The following is a 26,370-nucleotide window of genomic DNA, read 5'->3' as shown; positions in this document are numbered from 1 at the left end:
ATGGGGGTAAAAACGCCGACTATGGTAAGAAAAATCAGAAAAGACGACCGGGAGGCATATCTCGAAATGGCGGAGGATTTTTACTCTTCCGACGCGGTCTGCCACAAGATACCCCGGCGGCATTTTGAAGCCGCGTTTCAGGAACTGATGCGTTCGCGGGAGTACGCGGAAGCCTATTTTCTGGAGTACGGGAATCAAACGGCAGGCTACGCGCTGCTTGCCAAAACCTTTTCGCAGGAGGCGGGCGGCATGGTCGTTTGGGTTGAGGAGCTCTATGTAAAGCCGGATTTCCGAGGCTGCGGGCTGGGACATGAATTTTTCGTTTATCTGAAAGAGCATTTGCCGCCGGATGTCAAACGGGTGCGGCTGGAAGCGGAACCCACAAACCAAAAGGCGATTTCCCTGTACCGCAGGCTTGGGTTCGAGGATTTGCCTTACTGCCAGATGATTCGGGAGGAATAACGGGCTACAGTTTGAAGCCCGTGCTGGACGCAATGCTGAAATGGGGAAGCGGGTACAAGCGGAAGGCAAATTCCAAGTAGGACTTTTGCGCTAATCTGGATGATATTGACAGTGGGTTCCTCCGCGCGTATAATGGGTGCGAATGAAAAATCAGAAACAGAGATGATATCATGAAGAAAAAATGGATTTCCCTGCTTATAACGCTGGCGCTGGCGCTGTCCGCCGTAATTCCGGCTTCCGCCGCGTCGACGGCGAACGTGATGCTTCCGGCAATCAGCGCTTCCGGCATGAACCTTGCCGTGGGGGACAGCGCTCAGCTGACCGTGTCGTTCCGGGGCGCGGATGTTACCTACGGGATGCTTTGGAATACGAATAACCCCGCCGTCGCCTCGGTTTCGCACGGCACGGTGAAAGCGGCGGGGCCCGGGGCCGCTCTGGTCACGGCGACAACGGGGGACGGCCGCAGCGTAAGCTGTACGGTTCGGGTCGGCGTGAAGGGAATCGACGTTTCCCAGAAACAGGAAACGGTCGACTGGAACACGGTGAAAAACAGCGGCGTCGGCTTTGCAATTCTGCGCGCCGAGTACGGCGACGAGCTTTCGCAGGCGGATACCGCCTTTGAAGCGAATTACAACGGAGCAAAGGCCGCCGGGCTTAAGGTCGGCGTTTTTACTACCGCAGCTATGCCCTCGACGAGGCGGACGCGGGAAAGGAAGCAAACGTGTGCCTGAGCATCCTGAATGGAAAAGCCCTTGACTACCCGGTGTTCCTGGATATTGAGGAAGACTCGCAGTACGCATTGCCTGCGGAGCAGGTATCTGCCATCGCCGCGGCGTTCTGCAAGACGGTCGCGGACGCCGGGTATCGGGCCGGTGTGTACAGCTATGCCGACATGCTCGGCAATAAACTGACCGGCTCCGCCCTTGCGCCTTACGATAAATGGGTCGCCCATGTGGACGTGAGCGCGCCGCGCTACAGCGGGAATTATACCGTCTGGCAGTACTCCCATACCGGCACCGTGCCGGGTGTTTCCACCCAGGTGGACTTGGATTATTCCTACCGTGATTATCCGAATCCCGCGCCGCAGGCCCGGGATATCTCGCTGCTTTCCGACAGCCCGTCCGCGATTACCCTGCAAAAGGGAAAAAGCTATACCTTCAAGTTTACGCCGAACGGCATTTCCGGGCTTCCGGCCTTTTCCAGCGGCAATTCCGCGGCGGTAAAGGTCGTATCCCGGAAAAACGCCGGGGGGTGCTGGTATGTGAAGATTACGGCGGCGGGCGCCGGCGCCACTTCTCTGTATTCAACCGTTTCAGGCGAAAAGCCCGTGCGCCGCTGCGTCGTGACGGTCGTTTGAGCCTTTGAAATCAAAAAACCGCGCCATCGCCGGAAAACGGCGGGCGCGTTTTTTATTGCCAGAGTTTTTTCCTCAGACGGCGTAAAGAAGATATTCGGTCGGCAGCAGGGCGTTCCCGTAATAACGCAGATAAAAACGGTAGCTGGGGTCATATCCCTCGATCATTTTCGCCAGCTTCCATAGATCCTTGTGATTGTGATAGACGCTGAGGGCCAGCTTCGGGTGATGGTCCGCAATCTGCCGGCGGCAGCCCAGGAGGGCCTGTTCTTCCGCCCCCTCGATATCCATTTTGATGAACGTGACCGGCTCTTTGATGTCGTCGTCAATGGCAACGGTCGGAACTTCTATGTCGCCTGTTTCCACAAGTTGCGCGATGGAGGAAACGGAATCCGACGGTCTGTTCAAATAAAGCGTACCGGGCTTGTCGGCGGCTCCTTTATTTCTGATCTCAACGTTTTTCAGCTTGTTCTGCTCCACGTTTTTTTTGATCAGATCTATGTCCGCGGGCAGAATTTCGTAACAGTAAATTCGTTTGTAGCAATCCTCTCCGAAGGTTCTGATATAACTGAGAACGGTGTCGCCGGTGTAGGCGCCGATGTCCACGAACACCTCGTTTTTATCGCAGCGGACCAGGTCGAGGTCGAAGTACTGCGGAAACGTATGGTCCTGAATCTGCGCGATGCGAGGGTATTTCGACATCAGCCAGTAATACAGAATATTGGTCAGGATCACGCGGGAACGGTAATCGCCGAGTCGTTGATAAAGCCACTCGAAGTCCTCCATGTGGCCGTTCAGCGCCTGCGCCCGGTTTTCCGCCAGCTCGCGGATACCGTACTGCGGGGCGTAAAGTCCCCAGAGCTTATACTTATTGTAATAAGCGATGGCCGCCTGGTAGTTTCGTTCGTCATTCTGCTTAAAGAACGCCAGGTTCCTTTCCACTGCGTCCTGTACTTCTTTTTCGTTGAAAGGGCTGAGAAAGTCCGCCAGAGCTTTAAACTCCCGGTCAACCTGGGTATCCGTTTTCCCATTTGTTTTCGACATTGTGATTCCTCCCGAAAATAGGTATGCCATTCTATGCGGCGGCTGTTATTTTAGTGACAAGTATTTACGGTCAGGTCGACATGCCCCCGCGCCTATGCTATAATAAATTAGAATGACTCTTGGAGGGATATTATGGAAGAGGAGCTAACCGAAGTAATCCTGTGGCACAGCAGGGCGTATCCTCATATGAAGCCCGCTGATTATGTAAAGCTCCTGTATCAGAATGAATTCGGGTGTTCCCACTTTTTAAAGGATCCGGGACAAAGTCTGGACCGGCTGAAGGAAGAATTTTTTTCCCTGCCGGCACCAAAGGGGAACACAGGCCGAGGGCCTCGGATGGAACCGATCGGAAACGAACTTTGCCGGGTTTTCCTGGAGCCCGGCCAGCAAACGGAGGAATTCCTCCCCTTGCTGAACCGGATGCAATCCGCGACGGCGAGAACATACGAAGGAAACCGGATGCGGTTTCAGAAAAAACTGAGCCTGCTCAGGAATATGGCCGCGAAAGGGCAGCTCACCGTCGGCGGGGAGGAGATGGACGCTTTTCTCTCGCGGTACGTTTCCTCCGGGTGCGAACCGATCGGTCACAGCCCGGAATATCAGAAATACTACTCTCCGCATTACCGGGTCGCAAAGGCTGCCTATTATGCTTATCTGCCGGTTTTCAGGGCCGTCATGAAGCTGACCGCTTCTCACAATGTTAATGCGCGGCGGCCCGTTCTTCTTGCGCTGGACGGAAGGTGCGGGAGCGGAAAGTCTTATCTGGCCGGCCTTCTTCGGGAGATGTTCGGCTGTAATGTGTTTCATATCGACGACTTCTATGTTCCCCCGGAGCGCCGCGATCCGGACTGGATGGAACGGCCCGGAGGAAATATTGACCGTGAGCGCCTTCTGAAAGAGGTTCTGCTTCCGCTGCGCGAAGGGCGAAAAATCCGCTATTGCCCCTATTCCTGTCAAAAAGGGACGATGCTGCCGCCGGTAGAGGTGGAGCCGAAGCCCCTCGCGGTTGTTGAGGGGAGCTATTCCCTTCACCCGGATTTCAGGAGCTTTTTCGATTATCGCGTCTTTCTGACCTGCCTGCCGAATGTGCAGCAGAGAAGGATCTTTCTTCGCAGCGACGGAAAAAGGCTGCATGATTTTCTCGAAAGGTGGATTCCGGCTGAGGAACGGTATCTGGAAGAAATGAAAATCGGCGATTTATGCGACCTGATTCTGGATACATCCGGATTTGAGGATTTTGCCTGACGAAATGAGAATAACCGCGCGTTTTCGAATCTCTTTCGAGAGGATGCACTCAGCCTGAAGAACGGTGATTTTTCCTGCGCTGATTGACAGAGGCACCGTCCTGTGATAAAATAAGGCTAGTTTCGAAAATTTCGTAAAATTAGAAATCGGATGTGAAAACGCAGTGGCTACTATCAAGGATATCGCGAACGAGCTGAACCTGTCCGTCAGCACTGTCTCGAAAGGGCTGAGCGGAGCCAGCGACGTCAGCAACAAAACCAGGCAGCTGATTCTGAACACCGCTCTGAAGATGGGGTATATCCCCAAACAGAACCGCGCGGGAGCGGATCCGACCAGAATTTGTGTTTTCATTGAAAATATGGGCTACGAGCGAATTGAACAATTCGGCTATGATATTATTGTGGGCTTTAAGCTGGAGGCCGCGGCGAAAAAATGGGATGTTTCCATCGTTCCGCTCGCCATGAATCAGGAATCGGAATACAACTACGACGATTACATGACGGCAAACCATTACGCGGCGGGGTTTCTGCTCGGCTTTACCCTGCACAATGATTTTATTGCGCAGATGCAAAAAACAAAGATTCCGACCGTTCTGCTGGACAACGTCGTTTACAACAAAAACGTCGCCTGCGTCGGCGTGGACAATCAGCAGGGGATTTTTCACGTTGTGGAGCATCTGGCCGAGCTTGGCCATCGGAATATCGCGATGCTCAACGGCGAGACGATCAGCCGTGTTTCCCAGGAGCGCCTTGACGGCTTCCGCATGGGAATGGAAAAGTGCGGGTTGACCGTAAGGGAGGAACTGGTGGCGCACGGGGATTATATGGCGGATTGCGCCGACAAGTTTGTCGGCTATTTTATCCGTGAGGGCGCGACCGCGATCGTGTGCGCGAGCGACCTTCTCGCCCACGGCGTTCTTCGCGAGCTGTACCGCATGGGACTTCGCGTCCCGGACGACGTCAGCGTCGCCGGGTTCGACGATCTGCCGCTGGCGTCTTACACAACGCCGTCCCTGACGACGATCCGGCAGAACCGCCTCGCCATCGGGAAAAATGTCTGCATGGTGATGGAACAGATCATGAATGGAAATCATGTAAACCGCCTGCTTTTAATGCCGGAACTTGTGGTAAGGGAGTCCACCGGAAAGCCGAAAGCCTGATCCATTTAGAAAAATCACGAACTGGAACGGATTTTTCCGTTTCAGTTTTTTTGCGTCACGGAGCCGCGGCGGCGGAGGAGACCGGAATGCTCGGAAGGGACAAGTGATTTTCGATAAAACCACTTGAAAATTTCGAAAATATGTGGTATTCTGATAGCGCTTTCAGACATTAAGAAAAACGGGAGGGTTTCGCATTGAAGAAAAGTTCACTGGCAGAGGATCTGAACCGGGAGCTGCTTGCGCAGTGCGGCTGCTCGATTGCGGGCGCAAAGCCGTTCGAGCTGCACAACGCGCTTACAAAATGCCTGATGAACCGCATTGCGCCGGCTTGGGCGGAAAGTAAAAAAATTTATCAGGAACAAAAACGCGCTTATTATTTTTCAGCGGAGTTTTTGGTCGGAAGGCTGATTTTCAATAATCTGCTTGCTCTGGGGATGACGGAAGAAGTCAGACAGGTTCTGCGGGAAAACGGCTCCGACCTGAACTCTCTGGAAGAGATCGAGGACGCCGCGCTCGGGAACGGCGGCCTCGGCAGGCTTGCGGCCTGCTTTCTGGATTCCGCCGCGACCCTCGGGTATCCGCTGGACGGGTACGGGATCCGCTACCGTTACGGCCTGTTCCGGCAGGGCCTGAAGGACGGGTTCCAGACGGAAACCGCGGACGACTGGACCCGCTTCGGGGATCCTTGGTCCATCCGAAAAGACAGAGACGCGGCAGACGTGGATTTCGGGGATTTTTCGGTTCGGGCCGTTCCTTACGACATGCCCGTCATCGGTTACGGCGGCAGGCGGATCAACACGCTCCGGCTGTGGCAGAGCGAACCGGTTGAAGGATTCGATTTTTCGAAATTCAACGATCAGGACTATGACGGGGCCGTGGAGGGGAAAAACAGGGCGGAGGACCTTTCCCGCGTACTGTACCCGAACGACAGCACGGACGAGGGAAAGCTGCTGCGCATCCGCCAGCAGTACTTCTTCTGCAGCGCTTCCGTTCAAGACCTTCTCAGACGATTCGTGGAAAGGTACGGCGAGGATTTTACCCGGCTGCCGGAGTTCACCGCCATTCAGCTCAACGACACGCACCCGACTTCCGCCGTTTGCGAGCTGGTCCGGATTCTGTGCGAGGAACACGGAATGGACTTTGAACCCGCGTTTCAAACGGCGCAGAAAACGTTCCGGTATACCAACCATACCGTCATGGCGGAAGCGCTGGAAACCTGGGACCTTGAGTTGTACGAAAAGGCAGTGCCGCGTGTCTGCGCGGTGCTGCGGCGGATCGACGAATACCAGAAAAAGAGTTTCCTCGCGGCGGGGGGCGCCGCCGCGAAAAATCTGAAGGCCTGCGGGGTCATCCGCGACGGAGCGGCGCATATGGCAAACCTGGCGATCTACGGCTCCTGCGCGGTCAACGGCGTCGCCGAGCTGCACACCGAAATTCTGAAAAACAGCGTTTTGAAGGAATGGAACGAAATCTCCCCGGGCCTGATCCGGAACGAGACGAACGGTATTACGCAGCGGCGCTGGCTCGCCCTTTGCAACCCGGAGCTTTCCGCGCTGGTCACCCGTCTGCTGGGCACAAAGGACTGGGTTACAGACCTGAATCTGCTGAGCCGGCTGGAGCGCTTTGCGGACGACCCGGCGGTTCTGGAGCAATTCGCCGCGGTGAAGCGGGAGAAGAAACGGCAGCTTTCGGACTATATCCTGAAAAAGGAAAGCGTGAGTATCCCGGACGATTTTCTGTTCGATATTCAGGTCAAGCGGCTGCATGAGTACAAGCGCCAGTTCTTAAACGCACTGTCCATCCTGGATCTTTATTTTGGGATCAAGGACGGCAGCCTGAAATCCTTTACCCCCACGGCGTTCCTGTTCGGCGCAAAGGCCGCGCCCGGATACGCCCGCGCGAAGGGGATCATCAAGCTGATCAACGAGATTGCCCGCCTGGTCGATTCTGACCCCGCCGTCCGCGACCTGATCCGCGTGGTGTTCGTACAGAACTACAATGTATCCTACGCGGAAAAGCTGGTCTGCGCCGCCGACCTCTCGGAGCAGATTTCGACGGCGGGCACGGAGGCCTCTGGCACCGGCAACATGAAATTCATGCTCAACGGCACGCCGACGCTGGGTACCTATGACGGGGCGAATATCGAGATTGTACGGGAATCCGGCTTTGAGAACAACTATATTTTCGGCGCCCGTGTGGAAGAACTGGACCGGATCCGGGAAAGCTACGATCCGAAGGCGCTGCTGAAAAACAATCCGAACGCCAAACGCGCGCTGGACGCTTTGACGGACGGCACGCTGGACGACGGCGGATGCGGCATTTTCAAAGAGCTGTCCGACTCCCTTCTGGAGGGCGCCTCCTGGCACAGGCCCGACCAATACTTCCTGCTCTACGATTTCGACTCCTATCGCGAGGCAAGGCTCCGTGCGAACAGCGACTATCTCGATCAAGCGGCGTTTGCGCGAAAAGAGTTTATGAACCTGGTACATTCGGGAAAATTTTCGAGTGACCGCACCGTGACGGGATATGCCGAAGAAATCTGGCAGGTACAAAAAACATAAATATTTCGGGAATCTGACCGAAAAAAGGCCAAATCAGCCCCGAATAAAAATTAAAACAGTTCTTTCGAACGCCCAAAAACAGCATTATATACGAACGGTTTCTAAAATAGGCAAAAAAGTTATTGACAATTACAGTGCAAAATGGTATTCTCTATTTAGAAAGCGAAAACATATTTCGAAAAATATTCGAGCTTTCTGCTTCGCCTCGGAGTTGCGTTCACCGGTCGTTCAGGCGAAGAAAATTATGAAAGCCGGTCGGACTGCCGGTCGGCCGATCATAAATTTTTAAGGAGGATTTCTATGAAAAAGTTGAAAAGGATACTGGCTCTGACGGTTGCGGCGCTGACCGCGGCGGCTTCGCTGGCGGCATGCAGCAACAACGGTACCGCTTCCTCTTCTCAGGCGGCTTCGTCTCAGGGGACAAATTCCACAGCAAGCGGCGGCGCAAAGGAAATCTATTTTCTGAATTTCAAACCGGAAATCGCGGACGTTTATAAGGATATTGCGGCGGATTATGAAAAGGAAACCGGAGTCAAGGTCAATGTGGTTACCGCGGCGAGCGGCACCTATGAACAGACCCTGAAATCCGAAATCGCGAAATCGGACGCGCCGACGATCTTTCAGATCAACGGCCCGGTCGGCTACGAAACCTGGAAGGACTACTGCGCGGACCTGAAGGACTCCGAGCTTTACAGCCACCTGATGGACAAAAGCCTGGCGGTGACGAGCGGCGACGGCGTTTACGGAATCCCCTACGTGGTAGAGGGCTACGGCATTATTTATAACAACGCAATCATGAAAAAATACTTTGCCCTTTCCGACAAAGCGGCGTCCGTTTCCTCGGCGGATCAGATCAACAACTTCGCAACGCTGAAATCCGTTGTCGAGGACATGACAAAACATAAGAAAGACCTTGGCATTGACGGCGTCTTCGCATCGACCTCCCTTGCTTCCGGCGAGGATTGGAGATGGCAGACCCATCTGCTGAACCTGCCGATGTACTACGAGTTTAAGGACGGCGATCAGGACGCGAACACCGTGGTAACCGGTCTGGCCGCGAAGGAGATCACATTCAAATACGCGGACAACTACAAGAACATATTCGACCTGTACCTGAACAACTCCGCGACAAAACCCGGCCTGCTCGGCAGCAAATCGGTTGACGATTCCATGGCGGAGTTCGCCCTCGGCAAAGCCGCGATGGTACAGAACGGCAACTGGGCCTGGGCGCAGATCAGCGGCGTTTCCGGCAATGTGGTCAAGGCGGACGACATCAAATTCATGCCGATCTATACCGGCGTGAAGGGCGAGGAGAATCAGGGCCTGTGCATCGGCACCGAAAATTATTTCTGCATCAACAGCAAGGTTTCGGCAGACAAGCAGAAGGCTTCCGAGGATTTCCTCAACTGGCTTTACACCAGCGACAAAGGCAAGGATTACGTCACGAACAAACTCGGCTTCATTGCTGCGTTTGATTCCTTCTCCGACAGCGAGCGCCCGGATGATCCGCTTGCAAAGGAAGTAACCACCTGGATGGCCAAAAAGGATATTAAAACAGTTCCTTGGACCTTTGAGTGCTTCCCGAGCCAGGATTACAAGAACAACGTCGGCGCCGCGCTTCTGGAATACGCGCAGGGCAGCAAAAAATGGGACGACGTAAAATCCGTGGTCGTGAGCGACTGGAAGACGGAAAAGGCAAAATCATAACCAATTCTTAAGGCATGCTTGTAAATAGTGAGTGCAGCACCCCGGAGAGCTCACTCACTATTTTTTAACGGGGGAAAGACAGATGCAAAAAGTTCTGAAAAAATATGTGGCTTTTTTCACGTTCCCGACCTTGCTCGCGTTTATCATTGCGTTTCTCGCGCCGTTTCTGATGGGCGTTTACCTGTCGTTCACCGAATTTACTGCGGTGACGGACTCCAAATGGGTTGGAATCGAAAACTACATAAAGGCATTTACTTCCGGCGGGGATTTTCTGAATTCCCTCTGGTTTACCACAAAATTCACCGTCATCTCGGTGATCTCCATTAATCTTCTCGCGTTTCTTCTGGCGCTGCTGCTTACGCGCGGCGTCCGGTGGACCAACGGGTTCCGCACGGTGTTTTTCATGCCGAATCTCATCGGCGGCATCGTGCTCGGGTACATCTGGCAGCTGATCATCAACGGGATTTTATACCAGTCCGGCGTAACGCTGACCACCGACCCGAAATACGGCTTCTGGGGACTGGTCGTGCTGATGAACTGGCAGATGATCGGGTACATGATGATCATCTACATCGCCGGGATTCAGAATGTCCCGACGGAGCTGCGGGACGCGGCGGCCGTGGACGGAGCGACCCCGATTCAGGAGCTGTTCCATGTCACCGTTCCGATGGTGATGCCGTCCATTACGATCTGCCTGTTCCTGACGCTGACCAACTCGTTCAAGCTCTTTGACCAGAACCTTGCCCTGACTGCGGGCGCGCCGGGCAAACAGTCCGAAATGCTGGCGCTCAACATTTACAATACGTTTTACGGTTCGATTCATTCCGAGGGAATCGGTCAGGCCAAGGCGGTTATCTTCTTCCTGCTGGTCACGGTCATCGCCTTCATTCAGCTCAGACTGACCAGAAGCAGGGAGGTGGAAAACTGATGGAACGCAGAAATACTGCTTCAAACCGCGTCGTTTTTCTGGCGCTTTTCATCCTGGCGGCTCTGTTTCTGGCCCCGGTGCTGGTCGTTCTGATGAATTCCTTCAAGGGAAGGTTCTACATTTCGGAAACCGCGTTTCTTCCGCCGACCGGCAGCATGTTTGTCGGGCTGGACAATTATTTCAACGGCGTCGACAAAACCGCTTTTTTCAACGCGTTCGGCTATTCCCTGTATATTACGGTGTTCGCCGTTCTGTTGATCTGCCTTTTCAATTCCATGGCCGCGTGGTATATCACCCGCATCAAGTCGACCTATTCCAGCGCGCTTTATTACCTGCTGATCTTTTCCATGATCGTACCGTTTCAGATGGTCATGTTCACCATGTCGAAAATGGCGGATATGCTTCATCTTGACACGCCGACCGGCGTGGTCGTGCTGTACGTCGGATTCGGCGCGGGGCTTTCCGTGTTTATGTTCAGCGGCTTTATCAAGTCCGTGCCCATCGATATTGAGGAGGCGGCCATGATCGACGGCTGCAATCCGATTCAGGTGTTTTTCCGCGTGGTGTTCCCCATTCTGCAGCCCGTGGTCATAACGGTCGCGATTCTGATCGCCATGTGGACCTGGAACGATTATCTTCTTCCTTATCTGGTGATCGGGCAGAAGTACCGCACCATTCCGATCGCGGTCCAGTATCTCCGCGGAGGCTACGGCTCCAAGGATATGGGGGCGATGATGGCGGTGCTGGTTCTTTCCATGATACCGGTGATTGTGTTTTACCTTTCCTGCCAGAAATATATTATACGGGGTGTCGTTGCGGGCGCCGTCAAAGGCTGAACCCCACATCCGCTAATTGAACAATATTGGAGGGTTCTTTTATTCGTACCAGTGGAATTTTGCTGCCTGTGAGCAGTCTGCCCTCCCGCCACGGGATCGGAAGTCTGGGAAAGGAAGCTTATCAATTTATCGATTTTCTGAAAGACGCGGGCCAGCATTACTGGCAGATTCTCCCCGTCGGGCCGACCGGCTGCGGCGACAGCCCCTATCAGAGCTTTTCCGCGTTTGCGGCGAATCCTTATCTGATCGATCTGGACCTGCTTGCGGAGGACGGTCTTTTGACCGAACAGGAAATTTCAGCCGCCCGGTTCGGCGACGATCCTGAGTTTGTGGATTACGGCGCGCTTTACGAAAACCGCGTGCCGCTGCTGGGCCATGCCGCGGGCAGACTGAATCCCACGGACGCGCGGTTCCTGGCGTTTTGTAAGAGGAATGCCGACTGGCTTGACGACTATGCGCTGTTTATGGCGCTGAAGGCCGAAAACGGCATGGTGTCGTTCCACGACTGGCCCGAACCGCTCCGCCTGAGGGTGCGGGACGAGATTGAAGAGGCTGAATCGCACCTCGGCGGTCAAATCCATTTATGGAAGGCGATTCAATACCTGTTTTTCACCCAGTGGGGCGCGCTCACAAACTACGCGCATCAAAACGGGATTGAACTGATCGGCGATATTCCGATTTACGTTTCTCCGGATTCCTCCGATTTGTGGACCCACCCGGAGCTGTTCCAGGTGGATGAAGCGCTGAATCCCACGGAGGTCTCCGGGTGCCCGCCGGACGCGTTCGCCCCAACGGGGCAGCTGTGGGGGAACCCTCTTTACGACTGGGACCGTCTGGAGCGGGACGGATACGCCTGGTGGGTGCGGCGGCTCAGCTTTGCGGCGCGTGTTTACGACGTGGTCCGGATCGACCATTTCCGTGGCTTTGAAAGCTATTACGCCGTGCCCGCGGGCGACCGCGACGCAACCGGCGGCCGCTGGCGCAAGGGACCGGGAATCCGGTTTGTCAACGTGATGAAGGAAAAAATTCCGGGCATCCGGATTATTGCGGAAGACCTGGGATTTTTAACCGACGACGTGCGGCTTCTTCTGCGGGAAAGCGGTTTTCCGGGCATGAAGGTTCTCCAGTTTGCGTTTGACTCGCGTGAAAAAAGCGACTATCTGCCTTATCAATACGGGCGAAACTGCGTGGTTTACACCGGCACGCACGACAACACGACAACCGCGGACTGGCAGCACAGCGCGCCGCCCCGGGACGTGGAGTACGCGCGGCGGTACCTGAACGTTCGCGGCAAAGGCGAAACGGAATTTACCTACGGCATGATCCGCGCGGCGCTCGGAAGCGTGGCGGACACCTGCGTCATTCCAATGCAGGATTATCTGTGCCTGGGCGCCGGAGCCCGCATGAATATTCCGGGCACGGTCGGCGGAAACTGGCGCTGGCGGGTTCAGAAAGAGGCCCTGACGCCGCAGCTCGCGGAACAAATCCGTTCGCTGTCCGTTTTGTTCGGGCGCGCGAAAGAACCGGCGTCCACCTGATTTTCGGCATATGTCTTTCCCATATGCGGCGGGCGCGGGGGCCGGGCCCTTCGGGGAAAACTCCGCGCCTGTCAAAATGATTTCGAAAGATTTGCGATATGAGCGGCGCCTCCGTTGCGGAGGTGCCGCTTTTTGGGTCCTTTTCCGGGAAACCTTTGATTAACCGGGCTGGTTTTGAGAATAGTATAGAGGAATCCGGCTGTTTCAGGGAACGGCAGAAACGCAGCCTCAAAAATCGGGGGGTTAAAATGGTCATAACTGTAACATTGAATCCGTGCATCGATCGCACCGTTCAGGTGGAAGGTTTTGTTCCGGGCAAAACAAACCGCGTTTCCGCTTCGCGCTGCGACGCGGCCGGAAAGGGGATCAACGTCAGCGCCGCGCTCAAAAATCTTGGGGAAGACACGCGGTGCCTGGGGTTCAATTTCCGCGGAAGCGGGGAGTTTTTGCCGCGGGCGCTTTGTGAAAAGGGACTTTCGGGCGAGCTGACGGAAGTCGGCGGCACTCTGCGCACCAACATTAAAATATTTGACGCCGGGGCGGGGGTCATGACCGAGCTGAACGAAGCCGGCGCGGAAGTCGGGCCGGACGCTCTGGAGCGATTCGAACGGACGCTGGAACGGAATCTGCCGAAGGCTTCGCTGCTGGTTCTGGACGGCAGCACTCCGCCCGGAGTTCCCGAAAATTATTACCGTCTGCTGGCGGAGCGGGCCGAGCGGCATGGGGTGCGCACGGTGATCGACGCCGGCGGGGAGCTTTTGCTGGAGGGAATCAAGGGGAGTCCGTACCTGATTAAACCGAACCGCGACGAATTGGAGGAAGCGTTCGGCGAGCGGATTGCATCGCGTGCCGACGCGCTCCGGGTTGCGCGGCGCGTCGTTAAGCTCGGAGTCGGAATGGTCTGTGTATCGCTGGGGAAAGAGGGCGCCCTGCTGGTTACGGAGGACGACGCCTGGTTTTCAGCCGGCGCGGACGTCCCCGTGCGGGGACTTCAGGGAGCGGGCGATTCCATGGTTGCCGGCATGAGCTACGCGCTCGTTCGCGGAATGCCGATTCCGGAAGTCCTGCGGTACGGGGTCGCCGCCGCGCACGGTTCGCTGGTTCTGGAGGGAACCCAGATGTGTACGCGGAAAGGATTCTTACAGATGCTGCCGCTGATTTCGGTAGAAAAAATAGAATAATCGCCTTTCTCCCCCAATACAAATGATAGAAAAAGAATCATTTTTGGGGTGATGAGATTGAGGACCCTTCAGGAGGGAATGTCCGGCAGCGACGTGATGGAAATACAGTCGGTGCTGAAACGGTCCGGCTATTTTTCAGGGGAGGTTGACGGGTCTTTCGGTCCGGCAACACGGGAAGCGGTGGAACGCTTTCAGCGGCAATTCGGACTTGTGCCGGACGGGGTGATCGGGCCCGCGACCGGGCGCGTCCTCGAACGCTTTCTGCTGGGTTACGACCTGTATACGGTGCGGCGAGGCGATACCTTTTATGGAATTGCGCAAAAATACGGCACCTCCGTACAGGCACTGTCCACGGCGAATCCGGAGTTGATTCCGGAAAGCCTCCCGGTGGGCCGCCGGATCGTGGTGCCGTATGATTTCGACGTGGTGCCGACCGACACCGCTTTTACCTACGAGGTCCTGACGCACAGCATACAGGGGCTGAAAGCGCGCTATCCGTTTCTGGAAGTGACCAATTCCGGGAACAGCGTGCTCGGCAAAACCCTTTACACGCTGCGCCTCGGCAGAGGGTCGAATCAGGTATTCTACAATGCGGCGCACCACGCGCTGGAATGGATCACCACGCCTGTTTTAATGAAATTCGCGGAGGACGTTCTGCGGGCGTATGCCTACGGCGGGGAGCTTGAGGGCTACGATATCAATTCGATGTGGCAGCGTAGCAGCATTTATCTGATGCCGATGGTCAACCCGGACGGTGTGAATCTGGTGATCGACGGGCTTCAGCGGGGAAACCCCTATTCCGGCGACCTGGTCCGCTGGAACAGCGGCAGCACGGATTTTTCAAAGGACTGGGAAGCAAATATTCACGGGGTCGACCTGAACCATAACTATGACGCCGCCTGGCAGCTTGGAAAAGAAGCGGCCGAGGCTCTTGGAATCACCGGCCCCGGACCGACCCGTTACCCCGGGCCGTATCCCCTTTCGGAGCCGGAGTCCCGCGCGGTCGTCCGGTTTACGCAGAACCATAACTTCCGGCTGGTCATCGCCTACCATTCGCAGGGGCGCGTCATTTACTGGAACTTTATGAACATGGCTCCGCAGGAAGCGAAAGTCATCGGCGAACAGATGGCGGAAATCACGGGCTACGGGCTTGAGGAGGCCGCCGGAGTCACTTCCTACTCCGGCTACAAGGACTGGTTTACCCAGGAGTACCGCAGACCCGGCTACACGGTGGAAGTCGGCACGGGGACCAACCCGCTCCCGATTTCCCAGTTCGACACCATCTATGCGACGAATCTGCCGATGCTGCTTTACACATCGACCGTCTGAAGAACAGAGAGAGCCTCCGGCGTGAAACCGCGCCGGAGGCTGTTTTATTGAATGAGAGTCGCGTTTCCGGAAGAAAGTTCAAATTCACCGATAACAGTTGTACCGTCTTTCTCATAGAGCGGAATCCGCCGGGCCGCCTTGCTTTTACGCAGCTTTTGCTTTGATACGGCCTCTTCCGGTGTTTTGGGGAGTTCCCCGTATAAATCCGTTGCTTTCACATAGCCTTTTGCCCCGTTGGTTCCGACTGCGGCGATCAAATCCGGTTCCGTTTCAAAAGAAGTTGCCAGCTTTTCGGACCCGTAGGTTTGCCCTGCCGCATTTTTCTGGTAGACGGAGGCTGCGGATGTTCTTGCGTCAACATGAATCAATGAAAAAACCGCTAAAAATGCACCGAGAAGAAGTCCCGCTCCCAGAGAGGCGATCAAATGAATGGGTTTTCTTGCGGATATTTTTTTTCTCACGATAAAATCTCCTTTGTTAGTTTGTAAGGGAAGGGGTGCGATTAACCAAATAATAGTCATAACCATCGCCGTTAAAAGCGCCGGAAATTGCTTGACTGTAATAAGTTGTTCTGGTTGTAGAAGAATTAGTGCTAACTTGAAGCGCTATAGCCGGGCCATCGCTATATTGAAAGCCCGTTGAATATATAAGATCATCATCATTGTTAAATAGTCTGGCCACAACGGCGAGATAACCGGTTGGAACTCGCTCATTTAATTGGTTGCCTGTTTCTGCTCCTGCAGATGCAGTATGGTCTGAGGTGTGCATTGACAGAAAGGACCTCCCTTCATAATCATGGCCATAGGTTGAAAAATAAGTTTCGTCACTGGACACTAGACTATCGGCGAAAGCAGATACCGTAAAAAATGATAATAAAACCCCTATGAGGAATATAAAGACGACCGGCTTAAATTTTTTCTTTAAAACAACCATTATAAAAACCTCCTGTTACTATATATTTGGTGGAAGACATGGTAATCCAGCCATGTCTTTTTCCATCTCGTTGCCTAAGCTGTTAGAATAAGAGAGCAATGGGTCTGACGGATACCTCCAAGGACTTTGCGTCCGTACGTAAGTCAGTCAGCCATCCTCTTGTTCGCAGCGTTCGATTTGTGCAGGTAGAGCCGCCGTCCGGCGCGTTCGTGTCATCAAACAGATAGAATCGGCAGTGAGAAAGGATGGCTCGCCAATTGTAAATCTGTAATAGGAGCGTGGGTTATGAAAGCAGTCGGAATTGATGTTTCCAAAGGGAAAAGCATGGTGTCAGTGATCCGTCCTTTTGGAGAGTTGGTGGTAAAACCCTATGAAGTACGCCACACCTCCAGCGAACTCAGCAAGTTGGCAAATTTACTGCAAAGTCTGGAGGGGGAAACGCGCGTGATCTTGGAGCATACTGGACGGCATTATGAGCCTGTGGCACCGCCTTTTTGCCTTTCCTGCATTTAACTGCAGTTTTTTTCTCAACTAGGGCTTGACTTTTTATTTGCAGGCTTAGGACCACTTTCAAAGCCCGGTTATAATTTCGCCGCTGAATGGATGGAACATAAAAGAGGAATTTTTCACCCCGTCACAGGGTCCAATGGACTCACCCTCTCTGCACCCGATTGATATAGATTGTAATTTTCTTCATTAACATCATATCATCTGTTCTAATGATTGTCAATGATAAATATATTTGTTTTTTGAATAATTTTATGATATGATAATGTCATAGCAAGTTAGACCTTGGAGGTTGGTCGGTTGACAAAAGAAAAACGGGATTCTTCCTCAATAAGCGGCACGCCTGCCGGAATCAAAGAGTCGCTGAAAAAAGCGACCACTGAAATGCTGGTATTGTTCCTTTTACGCCAAAAGCCCATGTATACCTATGAAATGATGCGCGAAATGGAACGATTCAGCGAAGGAGTTCTCACTTTCAATACGCTTTATATTGCGATTTACCGGCTTGAGAAATTCGGCTATATCGCAGAATCTAACAAGGTCCTTTCGGAAGATAACCGAATGCGAATCTATTTTTCTATTACAGAAGAAGGACAAAGCTATCTGGAGAAAATCATCGAGGAATACCGGACGGTCACGAAAGTCGTCGACAAAATATTGTCGCAGGACGGGACTCTTTTCCGTGGGGAGGAAGATAAGGTATGAGTCTGGAAGACGATTTGAAACACTACTATAAGGGAATTCGGAAGCATCTGTTCTGTTCCAGAAAGTCGCAGACTGATTTCATGGCGGAGGCACGCCGCCTTGTTGCCGATTTTTTGGAAAATCAGCCGGATGCAACTTTTGATGATATCGTCATAAATGTAGGCAGGCCCGAAGAATTGGCGGAAACATTTCTGAATACGCTTCCGGATAAAACAGAAGTTGAAAGATTTCGTAAAGTTCGGCGAAGACAAAGACGTTTGGCTGTTGCATTGCTCACGCTGGCCATTATCGTTCTTGTTGGCGTTATTGTTTACATAAGCTGGGTCAGACGCGCGACTGTGATTTCAGAAGGAACCGTTACGATCATCAGACAGGAAACTGACGCACCGTCATCTATGGCTGCGTCCTCAAAAAATTAAAACGGAGGTCTTGAGTATGAAAAAGCTATTTTCTTGGGCCCTGGTCGTCGCATTGGCACTTTGCGTTTCTGTTCCAAGTTACGCTTAGGAAACCATCATTTCTCAGAAGGCCCAATCCACTTCTGTGACGACGGAGAATTTGGGGAACGGTTTTACCGTAGAGACGAAAACTACGATATTCAATTCGGCGACCGCAGCACTGGTTACCTTTTCCACGCGAAGCGCTACCCGGACAAAGACCTACAAGGCAAACGGATCGACCGTAGCTACCGTCACTTTACAGGCAAGCTTTGGTTACGACGGTTCTTCCGCATGGGTCATAAGCAAAAGCGCAAGCCATTCCACGGTAAGCGGCTGGTCGTATGGCAGCGAATCTCTTAAAGCGTATAAGGACACTGCAAGTCTTTCTTCGACATTGACACAGTGGTCCGGCGTGATTCCGATTCAAACGGTAGATGTTGACATTTCTTTAACCTGCTCGCCCTCCGGCACAATTTCTTAAGGGAAAACACATATAGAAACAAACACCTCTTGCATCTCCGGATGACCGGATTGCAGGGGGTGTTTTCAGCTTTTCAGCTCCTAAAAGATTACTTTTCTTATAGCGGTTCGGCAGGTGACGCACAGCTGCTTGGCGGCGTATATTTTAAATGCCGTCCGTATTTGGCGCGCCTTGGGCGGGGTGTGTCTGTTTACAGTTTTGATACTGTTTTTTACTATGAATTATGTTATAATAAATTCAATTCATGCCGGAAGGGAGGAAATTGCCGCATGAAGTGGAAAGCCGCCGTTTTAACGGCTCTGTTTTTGATGCTCGCCTCTTTGTCCGGCTGTTCCTTCGTCGGGCTGGACGCCCAGTCGCTGATGCACGCGCCGAAGCCGACCGGTGAAAACGAGGCGGACATTCAGAATCTGCTGGAAAGCACGGCCGGCGGAAAAATGACGCTGAAATATCCCTCCGCGGGGGACTACCGCTCCGCGATTATCAAGCACGATATTTACGGAAACAGGAATGACGAGGCGATCGCCTTTTATCAAAAGGGAGACGACACGGCCGGAATCAACATTATGTTCATGCGCAGAACCAACGGAACATGGGAAAGCATGGGTACCTTTAACAATCCGGCCTCCAAGGTGGACCGGGTCTGCTTCGGCGACCTGGACGGCGACGGAAAGGACGAGGTGGTCGTCGGCTGGGGCAGCAGCCTGAACAACACGGGGGACATCTGTGTTTACTACAACAAAAACGACCAGATGCAGGAGCTGAAGCTCAGCCAGAGCTATACCGAAATGGCGGTGATGGACTTTGACGGGGACGGGCGCGATGAAGTCTTTACCGCGAGCGTATCGGTCGGCGATCAGCCGGCCTCCGCGCAGCTGCTGCGCGTCAAGGACGGGTCGATTGAACAGATGGGTTCGGCTCCGCTGGACTCCGGGGCCACCAAGTATGTGTCCGTCCTGACGGGGCTGATTAATGCGAAGCAGGTCGGCATTGTCCTCGACGGAATCAAATCGGCGGACACCATGGTGACGGAGCTTCTTTACTGGGATAAAAAAACGGGGACGCTCCGCTCGCCGTTTTACGACCCGAAAACAAAGACCGCCAAAAGCACCGAACGGAATACTTCCGTCGTCAGCAAGGATATCAACGGCGACCGGATCATCGAAGTTCCAATGGTAACCCTGATGCCGGGCTACAGCGGAAAAACCTCCGACGATTCGGCCTATCTGACCAGCTGGTTCCGCTATGACACGGATACCAGCACCCTGTTCCGCGTGATGAGCATGTTCATCAACTATTCGGACGGATACTGGTTTTCGATTCCCGATATGTGGCGGGGAAAGACGACTGCAAAGCTGGATCCGAGCTCCCGTACGGTGACGGTTTACGAATGGCTGACGACGCAGAAAAACAAGGCCGGGTTTACCGGTTCGCCGCTGCTGACCATTCAGACCTTCACGCGCAAGGAGTGGGAGCAGGGGGAGGGCACCAAAAATTATTTTGAACTGTTGGAAAGCGACAATTCGGTTTTCGCGGCAAGCCTGCCTTCGCCGGACAACCCGCTTTCCATGACCAAAAGTGAAGTCCTGGAAGCGTTTCAGGTGATTTCAAAAGATTAATTAGGTCGGGAGGAAGACCCAATGAAAACGATACTGGTGGCGGAAGACGAGCAGGCGATCCGCGAATTTGTCGTGATTAACCTAAAGCGCGCCGGTTATGAGACACGCGAGGCGGCCAACGGCGAGGAGGCCCTTCAGATCTACGATCGGGAAGGGAATGAAATCGACATTGCGGTTCTGGACATTATGATGCCGGGGCAGTTTGACGGACTTGCGGTCTGCAAGGAGCTCCGCCGCAGGAGCGGTTCGATCGGCATTATCATGCTGACGGCCAAAACGCAGGAAATGGATAAGGTCAGCGGGTTGATGATGGGGGCGGACGATTATGTGACAAAGCCCTTTTCCCCCAGCGAGCTGGTTGCGCGGGTGGACGCGGTTTACCGGCGCGTCGCGCTGGAGCAGTCAAGGAGCAGCGGCGGTCTGCGCGATGAAATCCGCTCCGGCGAATTTGTGCTCAGCCTGCGCAACCGCACGCTTCTGCGGCGGGGAACGCCCGTGGAGCTGACGCAGGTGGAGTTTCAGATCATGGAGTATTTCTTCAGCAATCCCGGCACCGCGCTGGACCGCACGGACATTTTAAAGCATGTCTGGGGAGACGCGTACTACGGGGAGGAAAAAATCGTGGACGTGAACATCCGCAGGCTGAGAATGAAGGTGGAGGACGAACCGTCCAACCCCAGGCATATCATTACGGTTTGGGGGCTTGGGTATAAATGGGAAGGGGCGGGCTGAGCCCGCCATCAATCGGGAATTGATCCGCGGAGAAAGGAGGGACCGGCATGATCCAGAAAAGCAGCATCACAAAGCGCTGGCTGTTAAACAGCCTTGGGGTGATTCTGCTGATCGTGGTGACGCTGATCGCAACCCTTTCCGCGGTGATTCAGGGTTATGTCTACAACGGAATCCGCTCCGCCTTGAACGGCCGGAGCGATGAGCTGACGAATATGTTTTCCAGCTACGGCAGGGAATCCCCCACGGAATTTTCCACCGCGGCGCGCAGCTATGTGGAAAATTTTCCGAACAAGGAAAGCATGGAGCTGATGGTCATCAGCTCCTCCGGAAAAATCCTGAGCACTTCCATCGGCTTCGCGCCGGATGAGGACCAGGAAATTCCGGATTATGAGGCCGCGCTGAAAAGCTCGGGCGGTTACGGTACCTGGACGGGCCGCCTTTCCAGCGGGGAAAAGGTCATGGCGGTTACCCGCGTGATGCGCAGTAATCTGGGCAATACGGTCGGGGCCATCCGGTATGTCGTTTCCCTTGAGGATGCGGACCGGCAGATCTTCATCGTGGTGGGCGCGCTGATGATCGCGGGCCTGCTGATCCTGCTGTTTGTCATTCTGTCCAGCTATTATTTCATGCGGTCGATTATCGTTCCGATCAAGCGGATCGGCGCGACCGCGAGGCTGATCGCGCAGGGCGATTTCAAGGCCCGCATCCGGAAAACGAACGACGATGAGATCGGCAGGCTCTGCGACACCATCAACGACATGGCGGACGAACTGGGCCAGAGCGAAAAGATGAAAAACGACTTTATCTCCTCGGTTTCCCATGAGCTGCGAACGCCGCTGACCGCCATCAAGGGCTGGGCGGAGACGATTCAGGCAGGGGACACCGACCGGCAGACGTTCAGCCGGGGCATGAGCATCATTGTGCGCGAGTCGGAGCGCCTTTCCGGAATCGTGGAGGAGCTGCTGGATTTTTCCCGTATGCAGAGCGGCCGCATGACGCTGACCATGGACAAAATCGATCTTCTGGCGGAGCTGGGCGAAGCCGTCTATATGTTCAGTGAGCGAGCTTCGTCGGAGCGTAAATTCCTTTTGTATGAAGAGCCGGAAATGCTTTCCCCCGTGCTGGGCGACATCAACCGGCTGCGCCAGGTGTTCGTCAATGTTCTGGACAACGCGCTGAAATATACCAGCGAGGGCGGCACCATCAGCGTGACCGCCGACGAGGAGGACGGCTTCATCCGCGTCGTCATCAGCGACAACGGCTGCGGAATCCCTGCGGAGCATCTTCCGAACGTGAAAAAGAAATTCTACAAGGCAAACCAGACCGTGCGCGGGTCGGGCATCGGCCTCGCGCTCGCGGATGAAATTATGAATCTGCATTCCGGCAGCCTTGAAGTTGAAAGCCATGAAAACATCGGCACGGCGGTAACCATCAGAATTCCCACCTATGATAAACTGGAAAACGAACTGCAGGAGACATAACTTACTTAGAAAGGAAACCAGGAGTTTATGCCCAGAGAGAAGATCAAGTGCATTACATCCATCGGGGGACAGGCCCTGATCGAGGGAATCATGATGCGAGGCCCGAAAAAAACGGTCCTTGCCGTGCGTCAGCCGGACGGTGAAATCACGCTGGAAGAGCTGCCGGCGAAAGATCCGCGCACCCGTCATCCGCTTTTAAAACTGCCCTTTCTTCGCGGCGTGGCCGCCTTTGTGGATTCCATTGCGGTCGGATACCGCGCCCTGTCCCGCTCCGCCGAAATTTCCGGCATGGAGGAGGTGGAAGAGGGGGAGGAATCCAAGTTCGACAAATGGCTGAACGACAAGTTCGGCGACCAGATCACAAATATCGTGATGACCATCGGGACCGTTTTCGGCATCCTGCTGGCTATCGCGCTGTTTTACATTCTGCCCACCTGGCTTTTCAACCTGATTCCGGGGGCAGCAGGGCCGGACTTTGCCGTTTGGCGCTCGCCTGTGGAAGGGTTGATGAGAATGGTGATCCTTCTCGCGTACATGACGGCGATTTCGCAGATGAAGGACATCCGCCGCCTGTTCCAGTACCACGGAGCGGAGCATAAAACGATTTTCTGCTATGAAAGCGGCGAGGAGCTCACCGTGGAAAATGTGCGGCGGCACCGCCGGTTCCACCCGCGCTGCGGCACAAGCTTTCTGGTGCTGATGCTGCTGGTCGGCATTTTCATCGGCCTGTTCATCCCGTTTTCCAATCCGCTGCTCCGCACAGCGGTCAAAATCCTGTGCATTCCGCTGGTCATGGGCATCGGGTATGAACTGATTCGTTACTGCGGCAGAAACGAAAACATGCTGACGAGGATCATCGCGGCGCCCGGGCTCTGGGTACAGCGCATCACGACCAAGGAGCCGGACGACTCAATGATGGAAGCCGCGATTGCCGCGATGAAGGAAGTCATTCCCGAAAACGGAGAGGACAAAATCGCGCTGAAAAGCGATTCATGAGCACGGTCGGCGAGGTTTACCGGGAGGGGCGGCGCGCTCTGTTCGACGCGGGGATCGACGGCCCGGATTTTGAAGCCGGATGCCTGTTTCAAAAAGCGTTCGGGCTGGACCGGCAGGAACGGATTCTCCGCTCGGCTCAGGCGGCCGACCCCGTCAAAACGGAACAGCTCCGGGGATTTCTGCGCGAACGCATCAACGGGCGGCCGCTTCAGTATATTTTGGGGGAGTGGCCGTTCTGCGGGAGGAACCTGCTGGTTGGGGAGGGCGTGCTGATTCCCCGTGAGGAGACGGAACTTTTGGTCGGCACCGCCGCGGAACTGCTTGAGGACTCCTCCGAACCGGAAATTCTTGATCTGTGCTCCGGCACGGGGGCGGTGGCGCTCACGCTCGCGGCGCGATTCCCCGGCGCGAAGGTCGGCGCGGCGGAATGGCTGGAGCCCGCGTTTCATTATTTGAACCTCAATCTGGAGCGGCAAGGGCTTTCGAATATTCGGGCCGTTCGCCTCGATGTTTTGAATCCCGCTTCCGCGGAGCGGTTCCGGGACCTGGACTGCATCGTTTCCAACCCGCCCTATGTCCGTGCGGAGGAGCTGCCCGGCCTTCAGCCGGAGGTCCGGCGGGAACCGCGCGAAGCGCTGGACGGCGGTGAGGACGGCCTTGACTTCTACCGCGCGATCGCGAAAATCTGGGCGCCCCGGCTAAGGCCGGGCGGCGTTCTGTGCGTGGAGTGCGGAGAGGATCAGGCACGGCGGGTTGCCGCCCTCTTTGCGGATGCCGGTCTCTCCGAAATCCGCTTTTACAAGGATTTTAACAACATTGACCGGGTCGTTTCCGCAAGAAAAGCGAGATAAACATTTGTTCGTAAAGTCCTTGCTTTTCCCCGGACGATCGATTATAATGAATTGGAAGAAATGAAAGAGCCTGACGGGAGGAATTCAGTATGGCGGCGGGAAAAAAGATGCCGGAAAAGCTGGTCGGCAAGGGAACCGATAAAAAGAAGGCGCTGGAAACGGCGCTGGCGCAGATCGAAAAGCAGTACGGCAAAGGGGCGGTCATGCGCCTGGGACAGAACGAGGCCATGCATGTCGAGGCGATTCCGACCGGCTCGCTCGGGCTTGACCTGGCGCTTGGAATCGGCGGCCTGCCGCGCGGCAGGATCATAGAAATCTATGGGCCGGAAAGCTCCGGCAAAACCACGCTGGCGCTGCACTGCATCGCGCAGGGGCAGAAAAACGGCGGCAACGCCGCGTTCATCGACGTGGAACACGCACTGGACCCGGTTTACGCGCGCGCGCTCGGCGTGGATGTGGACTCCCTGCTGGTCTCTCAGCCGGACACCGGCGAGCAGGCGCTGGAAATCACGGAGGCACTGGTGCGCTCCGGCGCGATCGACGTTATCGTGGTGGATTCGGTGGCGGCGCTGGTACCGCGGGTGGAAATCGAGGGCGAAATGGGCGACAGCCACGTCGGCCTGCAGGCCCGCCTGATGTCCCAGGCCCTTCGCAAGCTGGCGGGCGCGATTTCCAAATCAAACTGCGTGGCGATCTTTATCAATCAGCTGCGCGAGAAAGTCGGCGTGATGTACGGCAACCCCGAGGTGACCCCGGGCGGCAGAGCGCTGAAATTCTACGCTTCCGTCAGAATCGATATCCGCAAGGTCGAAACCTTGAAAAACGGAACGGAAATGATCGGTTCGCATACGAGGGCGAAGGTGGTCAAGAACAAGATTGCGCCGCCGTTCCGCTCCGCGGAGTTCGACGTGATGTACGGACAGGGGATTTCGCACGACGGAGAGCTGCTGGACCTCGGCGTTCAGCTTGACCTTGTGCAGAAAAGCGGCGCGTGGTTTTCCTATCAGGACATCAGAATCGGGCAGGGGCGCGAAAACGCGAAAAACTTTTTTGCGGAACATCCGGATACGGCGGAAGAACTGGAGAAACAGATTCGGCAGCATATGACGGAGCTGTTTAATAAGCCGACGCCCGGATCGAAAATTCATCCCGTGGAAACCGCCGTCAAGGAAGAGGACGCCGGAAACGGGAAAGCGGGCGCCAATTCCGATATTGACATTGAGGCGGACGACGAATGATGCTCTCCGCGGCGGAACCCCGCAGAAAGGGCCTGACGGCCCTCTTTGTCGACGGGGAATACGCCGTCAGCGTGGATACGGAGACCTTTGTCCTCTCCGGGCTGAAACCGGGCGCGGAACTGTCGGATGAGCGGCTGCACGAGCTGATTCGGAAAAGCGACGCGCGGCGCGCGCAGGAAAAGGCCCTTTATCTTCTGGAACACCGCGCCCACTCCCAAAAGGAGCTTGCAGACAAAATTGCCCGAACCGTTTCGCGCGAGGCGGCCGAGCGGGCCGCCTCGCGACTGGTTGAACTCGGGATGGTCAATGATGAGGAGTATGCCCGGAACCTTGCAGCGGAACTGTTCGGACGCAAGGGCTGCTCCGCTTCCCGTGTAAAATGGGAGCTGGCGAAACGGGGGATCGAACGCGATCTGGCGGAGCGCATTGTGGAAGAAAGCGAGCCGGACCCGGTCGAAGCCGTCCAAAGGCTTCTCCAAAAGAAATACGCCCGCCTTCTGGGCGACGAAAAGGGGCGGCGCCGCGTTGTGGCGGCGCTGCAAAGGTTAGGTTACCGGTGGGATGACATCAAAAGCGGGCTCAGAAAATTTGAGGAAGAGGATGACAGCTTTGCGGGATGCGGAGAAGACGATCGGCAATCTGATTGACAAACAGAAAACGGCGTACGTCGGTTCCGCCGACGCGGACGGCTTTCCGAACGTGAAGGCGATGTTCTCCCCCAGAAAACGCGAGGGAATCCGGGCGTTTTATTTTACGACCAACACATCGTCGCTTCGTGCGGCGCAATACCGTGAAAATCCCAAGGCCTGCATTTATTTCTGCGACAAGCGTTTTTTTCGCGGCGTGATGCTCAAAGGCACCATGCAGGTTTTGGAGGATGCGGAGTCCAAGGCGATGATCTGGCAGGAAGGCGATGACAGATACTATCCGGAGGGCGTCGCGGACCCCGACTACTGCGTGCTGAAATTCACGGCGATGGCTGGCAGATATTATAGTAATTTTCATTCGGAGGATTTTATCGTCTGAACAAAATCAGGAGAAGA

26 protein-coding genes and 1 pseudogene are annotated in these 26,370 nt (G+C 54.9%); 24 read left to right on the top strand and 3 right to left on the bottom strand.

All coding sequences use genetic code 11. The annotated features are described in order from the left end of the window. The 3 genes from CAFE_RS17280 (at window position 1) to CAFE_RS17270 (ending at window position 1,819) form a co-directional block, all read left to right on the top strand. Window positions 1-462: a GNAT family N-acetyltransferase gene (locus CAFE_RS17280; RefSeq protein ID WP_321173041.1), complete on the top strand. Its 462-nt coding sequence runs from the start codon at window positions 1-3 to the stop codon at window positions 460-462. Between the two features lie 170 nt (window positions 463-632). After that, the gene (locus tag CAFE_RS17275; RefSeq protein WP_156991300.1) at window positions 633-1,193 is read left to right on the top strand and encodes a GH25 family lysozyme; all 561 of its coding nucleotides are present in this window, start codon (window positions 633-635) and stop codon (window positions 1,191-1,193) included. Continuing rightward, window positions 1,184-1,819, top strand: coding sequence for a GH25 family lysozyme (locus CAFE_RS17270; RefSeq protein WP_156991299.1), 636 nt, complete (start codon window positions 1,184-1,186; stop codon window positions 1,817-1,819). Before CAFE_RS17275 ends, CAFE_RS17270 begins: the two co-directional genes overlap by 10 nt. 72 nt (window positions 1,820-1,891) lie before the next feature. Here the strand turns inward: CAFE_RS17270 and CAFE_RS17265 are convergent, their stop codons facing one another. After that, window positions 1,892-2,860: an FkbM family methyltransferase gene (locus CAFE_RS17265; RefSeq protein ID WP_228724946.1), complete on the bottom strand. Its 969-nt coding sequence runs from the start codon at window positions 2,858-2,860 to the stop codon at window positions 1,892-1,894. 132 nt (window positions 2,861-2,992) lie between these two features. Between CAFE_RS17265 and CAFE_RS19810 the strand changes: the two genes are divergently transcribed. The 9 genes from CAFE_RS19810 (at window position 2,993) to CAFE_RS17220 (ending at window position 15,344) form a co-directional block, all read left to right on the top strand. Further along, window positions 2,993-4,105 (top strand): uridine kinase family protein, encoded by a 1,113-nt coding sequence (locus tag CAFE_RS19810; RefSeq protein ID WP_207708898.1) that lies wholly within the window; start codon window positions 2,993-2,995, stop codon window positions 4,103-4,105. Window positions 4,106-4,268: 163 nt separating this feature from the next. After that, window positions 4,269-5,264 (top strand): LacI family DNA-binding transcriptional regulator, encoded by a 996-nt coding sequence (locus tag CAFE_RS17255; protein ID WP_156991298.1) that lies wholly within the window; start codon window positions 4,269-4,271, stop codon window positions 5,262-5,264. 194 nt (window positions 5,265-5,458) lie between these two features. After that, window positions 5,459-7,825: a glycogen/starch/alpha-glucan phosphorylase gene (locus CAFE_RS17250; protein ID WP_233452851.1), complete on the top strand. Its 2,367-nt coding sequence runs from the start codon at window positions 5,459-5,461 to the stop codon at window positions 7,823-7,825. Window positions 7,826-8,125: 300 nt separating this feature from the next. After that, window positions 8,126-9,532, top strand: coding sequence for an ABC transporter substrate-binding protein (locus tag CAFE_RS17245; RefSeq protein ID WP_066644616.1), 1,407 nt, complete (start codon window positions 8,126-8,128; stop codon window positions 9,530-9,532). A gap of 82 nt (window positions 9,533-9,614) precedes the next feature. Continuing rightward, complete coding sequence (locus CAFE_RS17240) at window positions 9,615-10,460, top strand: carbohydrate ABC transporter permease (protein ID WP_066644617.1); 846 nt, start codon at window positions 9,615-9,617, stop codon at window positions 10,458-10,460. Continuing rightward, window positions 10,460-11,296, top strand: a complete 837-nt coding sequence (locus tag CAFE_RS17235) for a carbohydrate ABC transporter permease (protein WP_066644618.1) — start codon at window positions 10,460-10,462, stop codon at window positions 11,294-11,296. The genes CAFE_RS17240 and CAFE_RS17235 overlap by 1 nt, the downstream gene beginning before the upstream one ends. 26 nt (window positions 11,297-11,322) lie before the next feature. Next, window positions 11,323-12,834 (top strand): 4-alpha-glucanotransferase, encoded by a 1,512-nt coding sequence (gene malQ / locus CAFE_RS17230; protein WP_156991297.1) that lies wholly within the window; start codon window positions 11,323-11,325, stop codon window positions 12,832-12,834. A gap of 248 nt (window positions 12,835-13,082) precedes the next feature. Next, complete coding sequence (gene pfkB / locus CAFE_RS17225; protein WP_066644646.1) at window positions 13,083-14,015, top strand: 1-phosphofructokinase; 933 nt, start codon at window positions 13,083-13,085, stop codon at window positions 14,013-14,015. A 57-nt stretch (window positions 14,016-14,072) separates the two neighbouring features. Continuing rightward, window positions 14,073-15,344, top strand: coding sequence for a M14 family metallopeptidase (locus CAFE_RS17220; protein ID WP_139104048.1), 1,272 nt, complete (start codon window positions 14,073-14,075; stop codon window positions 15,342-15,344). A gap of 44 nt (window positions 15,345-15,388) precedes the next feature. On the opposite strand, the gene CAFE_RS17215 is transcribed toward CAFE_RS17220, so the two are convergent. Then, a complete protein-coding gene (locus CAFE_RS17215; protein ID WP_083210023.1) occupies window positions 15,389-15,805 on the bottom strand; it encodes a hypothetical protein in 417 nt (138 codons plus the stop codon). A 16-nt stretch (window positions 15,806-15,821) separates the two neighbouring features. After that, complete coding sequence (locus CAFE_RS17210; protein ID WP_156991296.1) at window positions 15,822-16,277, bottom strand: hypothetical protein; 456 nt, start codon at window positions 16,275-16,277, stop codon at window positions 15,822-15,824. Between the two features lie 285 nt (window positions 16,278-16,562). Between CAFE_RS17210 and CAFE_RS17205 the strand changes: the two are divergent. From CAFE_RS17205 to CAFE_RS17150, 12 genes and pseudogenes are all read left to right on the top strand, one after another. After that, window positions 16,563-16,763: pseudogene (locus CAFE_RS17205) on the top strand (IS110 family transposase); the annotation flags it as partial. 321 nt (window positions 16,764-17,084) lie between these two features. Next, entirely contained in the window at window positions 17,085-17,489 is a 405-nt protein-coding gene (locus CAFE_RS17200; RefSeq protein ID WP_066650136.1) for a PadR family transcriptional regulator, read from the top strand. Continuing rightward, window positions 17,486-17,908: a hypothetical protein gene (locus CAFE_RS17195; protein WP_156991295.1), complete on the top strand. Its 423-nt coding sequence runs from the start codon at window positions 17,486-17,488 to the stop codon at window positions 17,906-17,908. The genes CAFE_RS17200 and CAFE_RS17195 overlap by 4 nt, the downstream gene beginning before the upstream one ends. 124 nt (window positions 17,909-18,032) lie before the next feature. Next, window positions 18,033-18,410 carry a hypothetical protein gene (locus tag CAFE_RS17190; RefSeq protein WP_156991294.1) on the top strand — a complete coding sequence of 126 codons (378 nt, stop codon included), beginning with the start codon at window positions 18,033-18,035 and terminating at the stop codon, window positions 18,408-18,410. 269 nt (window positions 18,411-18,679) lie between these two features. Beyond that, entirely contained in the window at window positions 18,680-20,029 is a 1,350-nt protein-coding gene (locus CAFE_RS17185; protein WP_166525173.1) for an FG-GAP repeat domain-containing protein, read from the top strand. A 21-nt stretch (window positions 20,030-20,050) separates the two neighbouring features. Then, window positions 20,051-20,761, top strand: a complete 711-nt coding sequence (locus CAFE_RS17180) for a response regulator transcription factor (protein ID WP_156991292.1) — start codon at window positions 20,051-20,053, stop codon at window positions 20,759-20,761. Between the two features lie 47 nt (window positions 20,762-20,808). Continuing rightward, complete coding sequence (locus CAFE_RS17175) at window positions 20,809-22,242, top strand: sensor histidine kinase (RefSeq protein WP_066650152.1); 1,434 nt, start codon at window positions 20,809-20,811, stop codon at window positions 22,240-22,242. Window positions 22,243-22,269: 27 nt separating this feature from the next. Then, window positions 22,270-23,238, top strand: coding sequence for a DUF1385 domain-containing protein (locus CAFE_RS17170; protein ID WP_066650153.1), 969 nt, complete (start codon window positions 22,270-22,272; stop codon window positions 23,236-23,238). Further along, entirely contained in the window at window positions 23,235-24,089 is an 855-nt protein-coding gene (gene prmC, locus CAFE_RS17165; protein ID WP_156991291.1) for a peptide chain release factor N(5)-glutamine methyltransferase, read from the top strand. Before CAFE_RS17170 ends, prmC begins: the two co-directional genes overlap by 4 nt. Before the next feature lie 89 nt (window positions 24,090-24,178). Continuing rightward, window positions 24,179-25,327 (top strand): recombinase RecA, encoded by a 1,149-nt coding sequence (recA, locus tag CAFE_RS17160; protein WP_083210284.1) that lies wholly within the window; start codon window positions 24,179-24,181, stop codon window positions 25,325-25,327. Then, entirely contained in the window at window positions 25,324-25,974 is a 651-nt protein-coding gene (locus CAFE_RS17155; RefSeq protein ID WP_066650158.1) for a regulatory protein RecX, read from the top strand. Before recA ends, CAFE_RS17155 begins: the two co-directional genes overlap by 4 nt. Then, the gene (locus CAFE_RS17150; RefSeq protein WP_207708897.1) at window positions 25,928-26,353 is read left to right on the top strand and encodes a pyridoxamine 5'-phosphate oxidase family protein; all 426 of its coding nucleotides are present in this window, start codon (window positions 25,928-25,930) and stop codon (window positions 26,351-26,353) included. The genes CAFE_RS17155 and CAFE_RS17150 overlap by 47 nt, the downstream gene beginning before the upstream one ends. Window positions 26,354-26,370 lie beyond the last annotated feature (17 nt).

Source organism: Caproicibacter fermentans, from assembly GCF_009746625.1.
Taxonomy (GTDB): domain Bacteria; phylum Bacillota; class Clostridia; order Oscillospirales; family Acutalibacteraceae; genus Caproicibacter; species Caproicibacter fermentans.
Note: the sequence above shows the minus strand (reverse complement) of the source record. Positions and strands in the feature narration are given on the sequence as shown.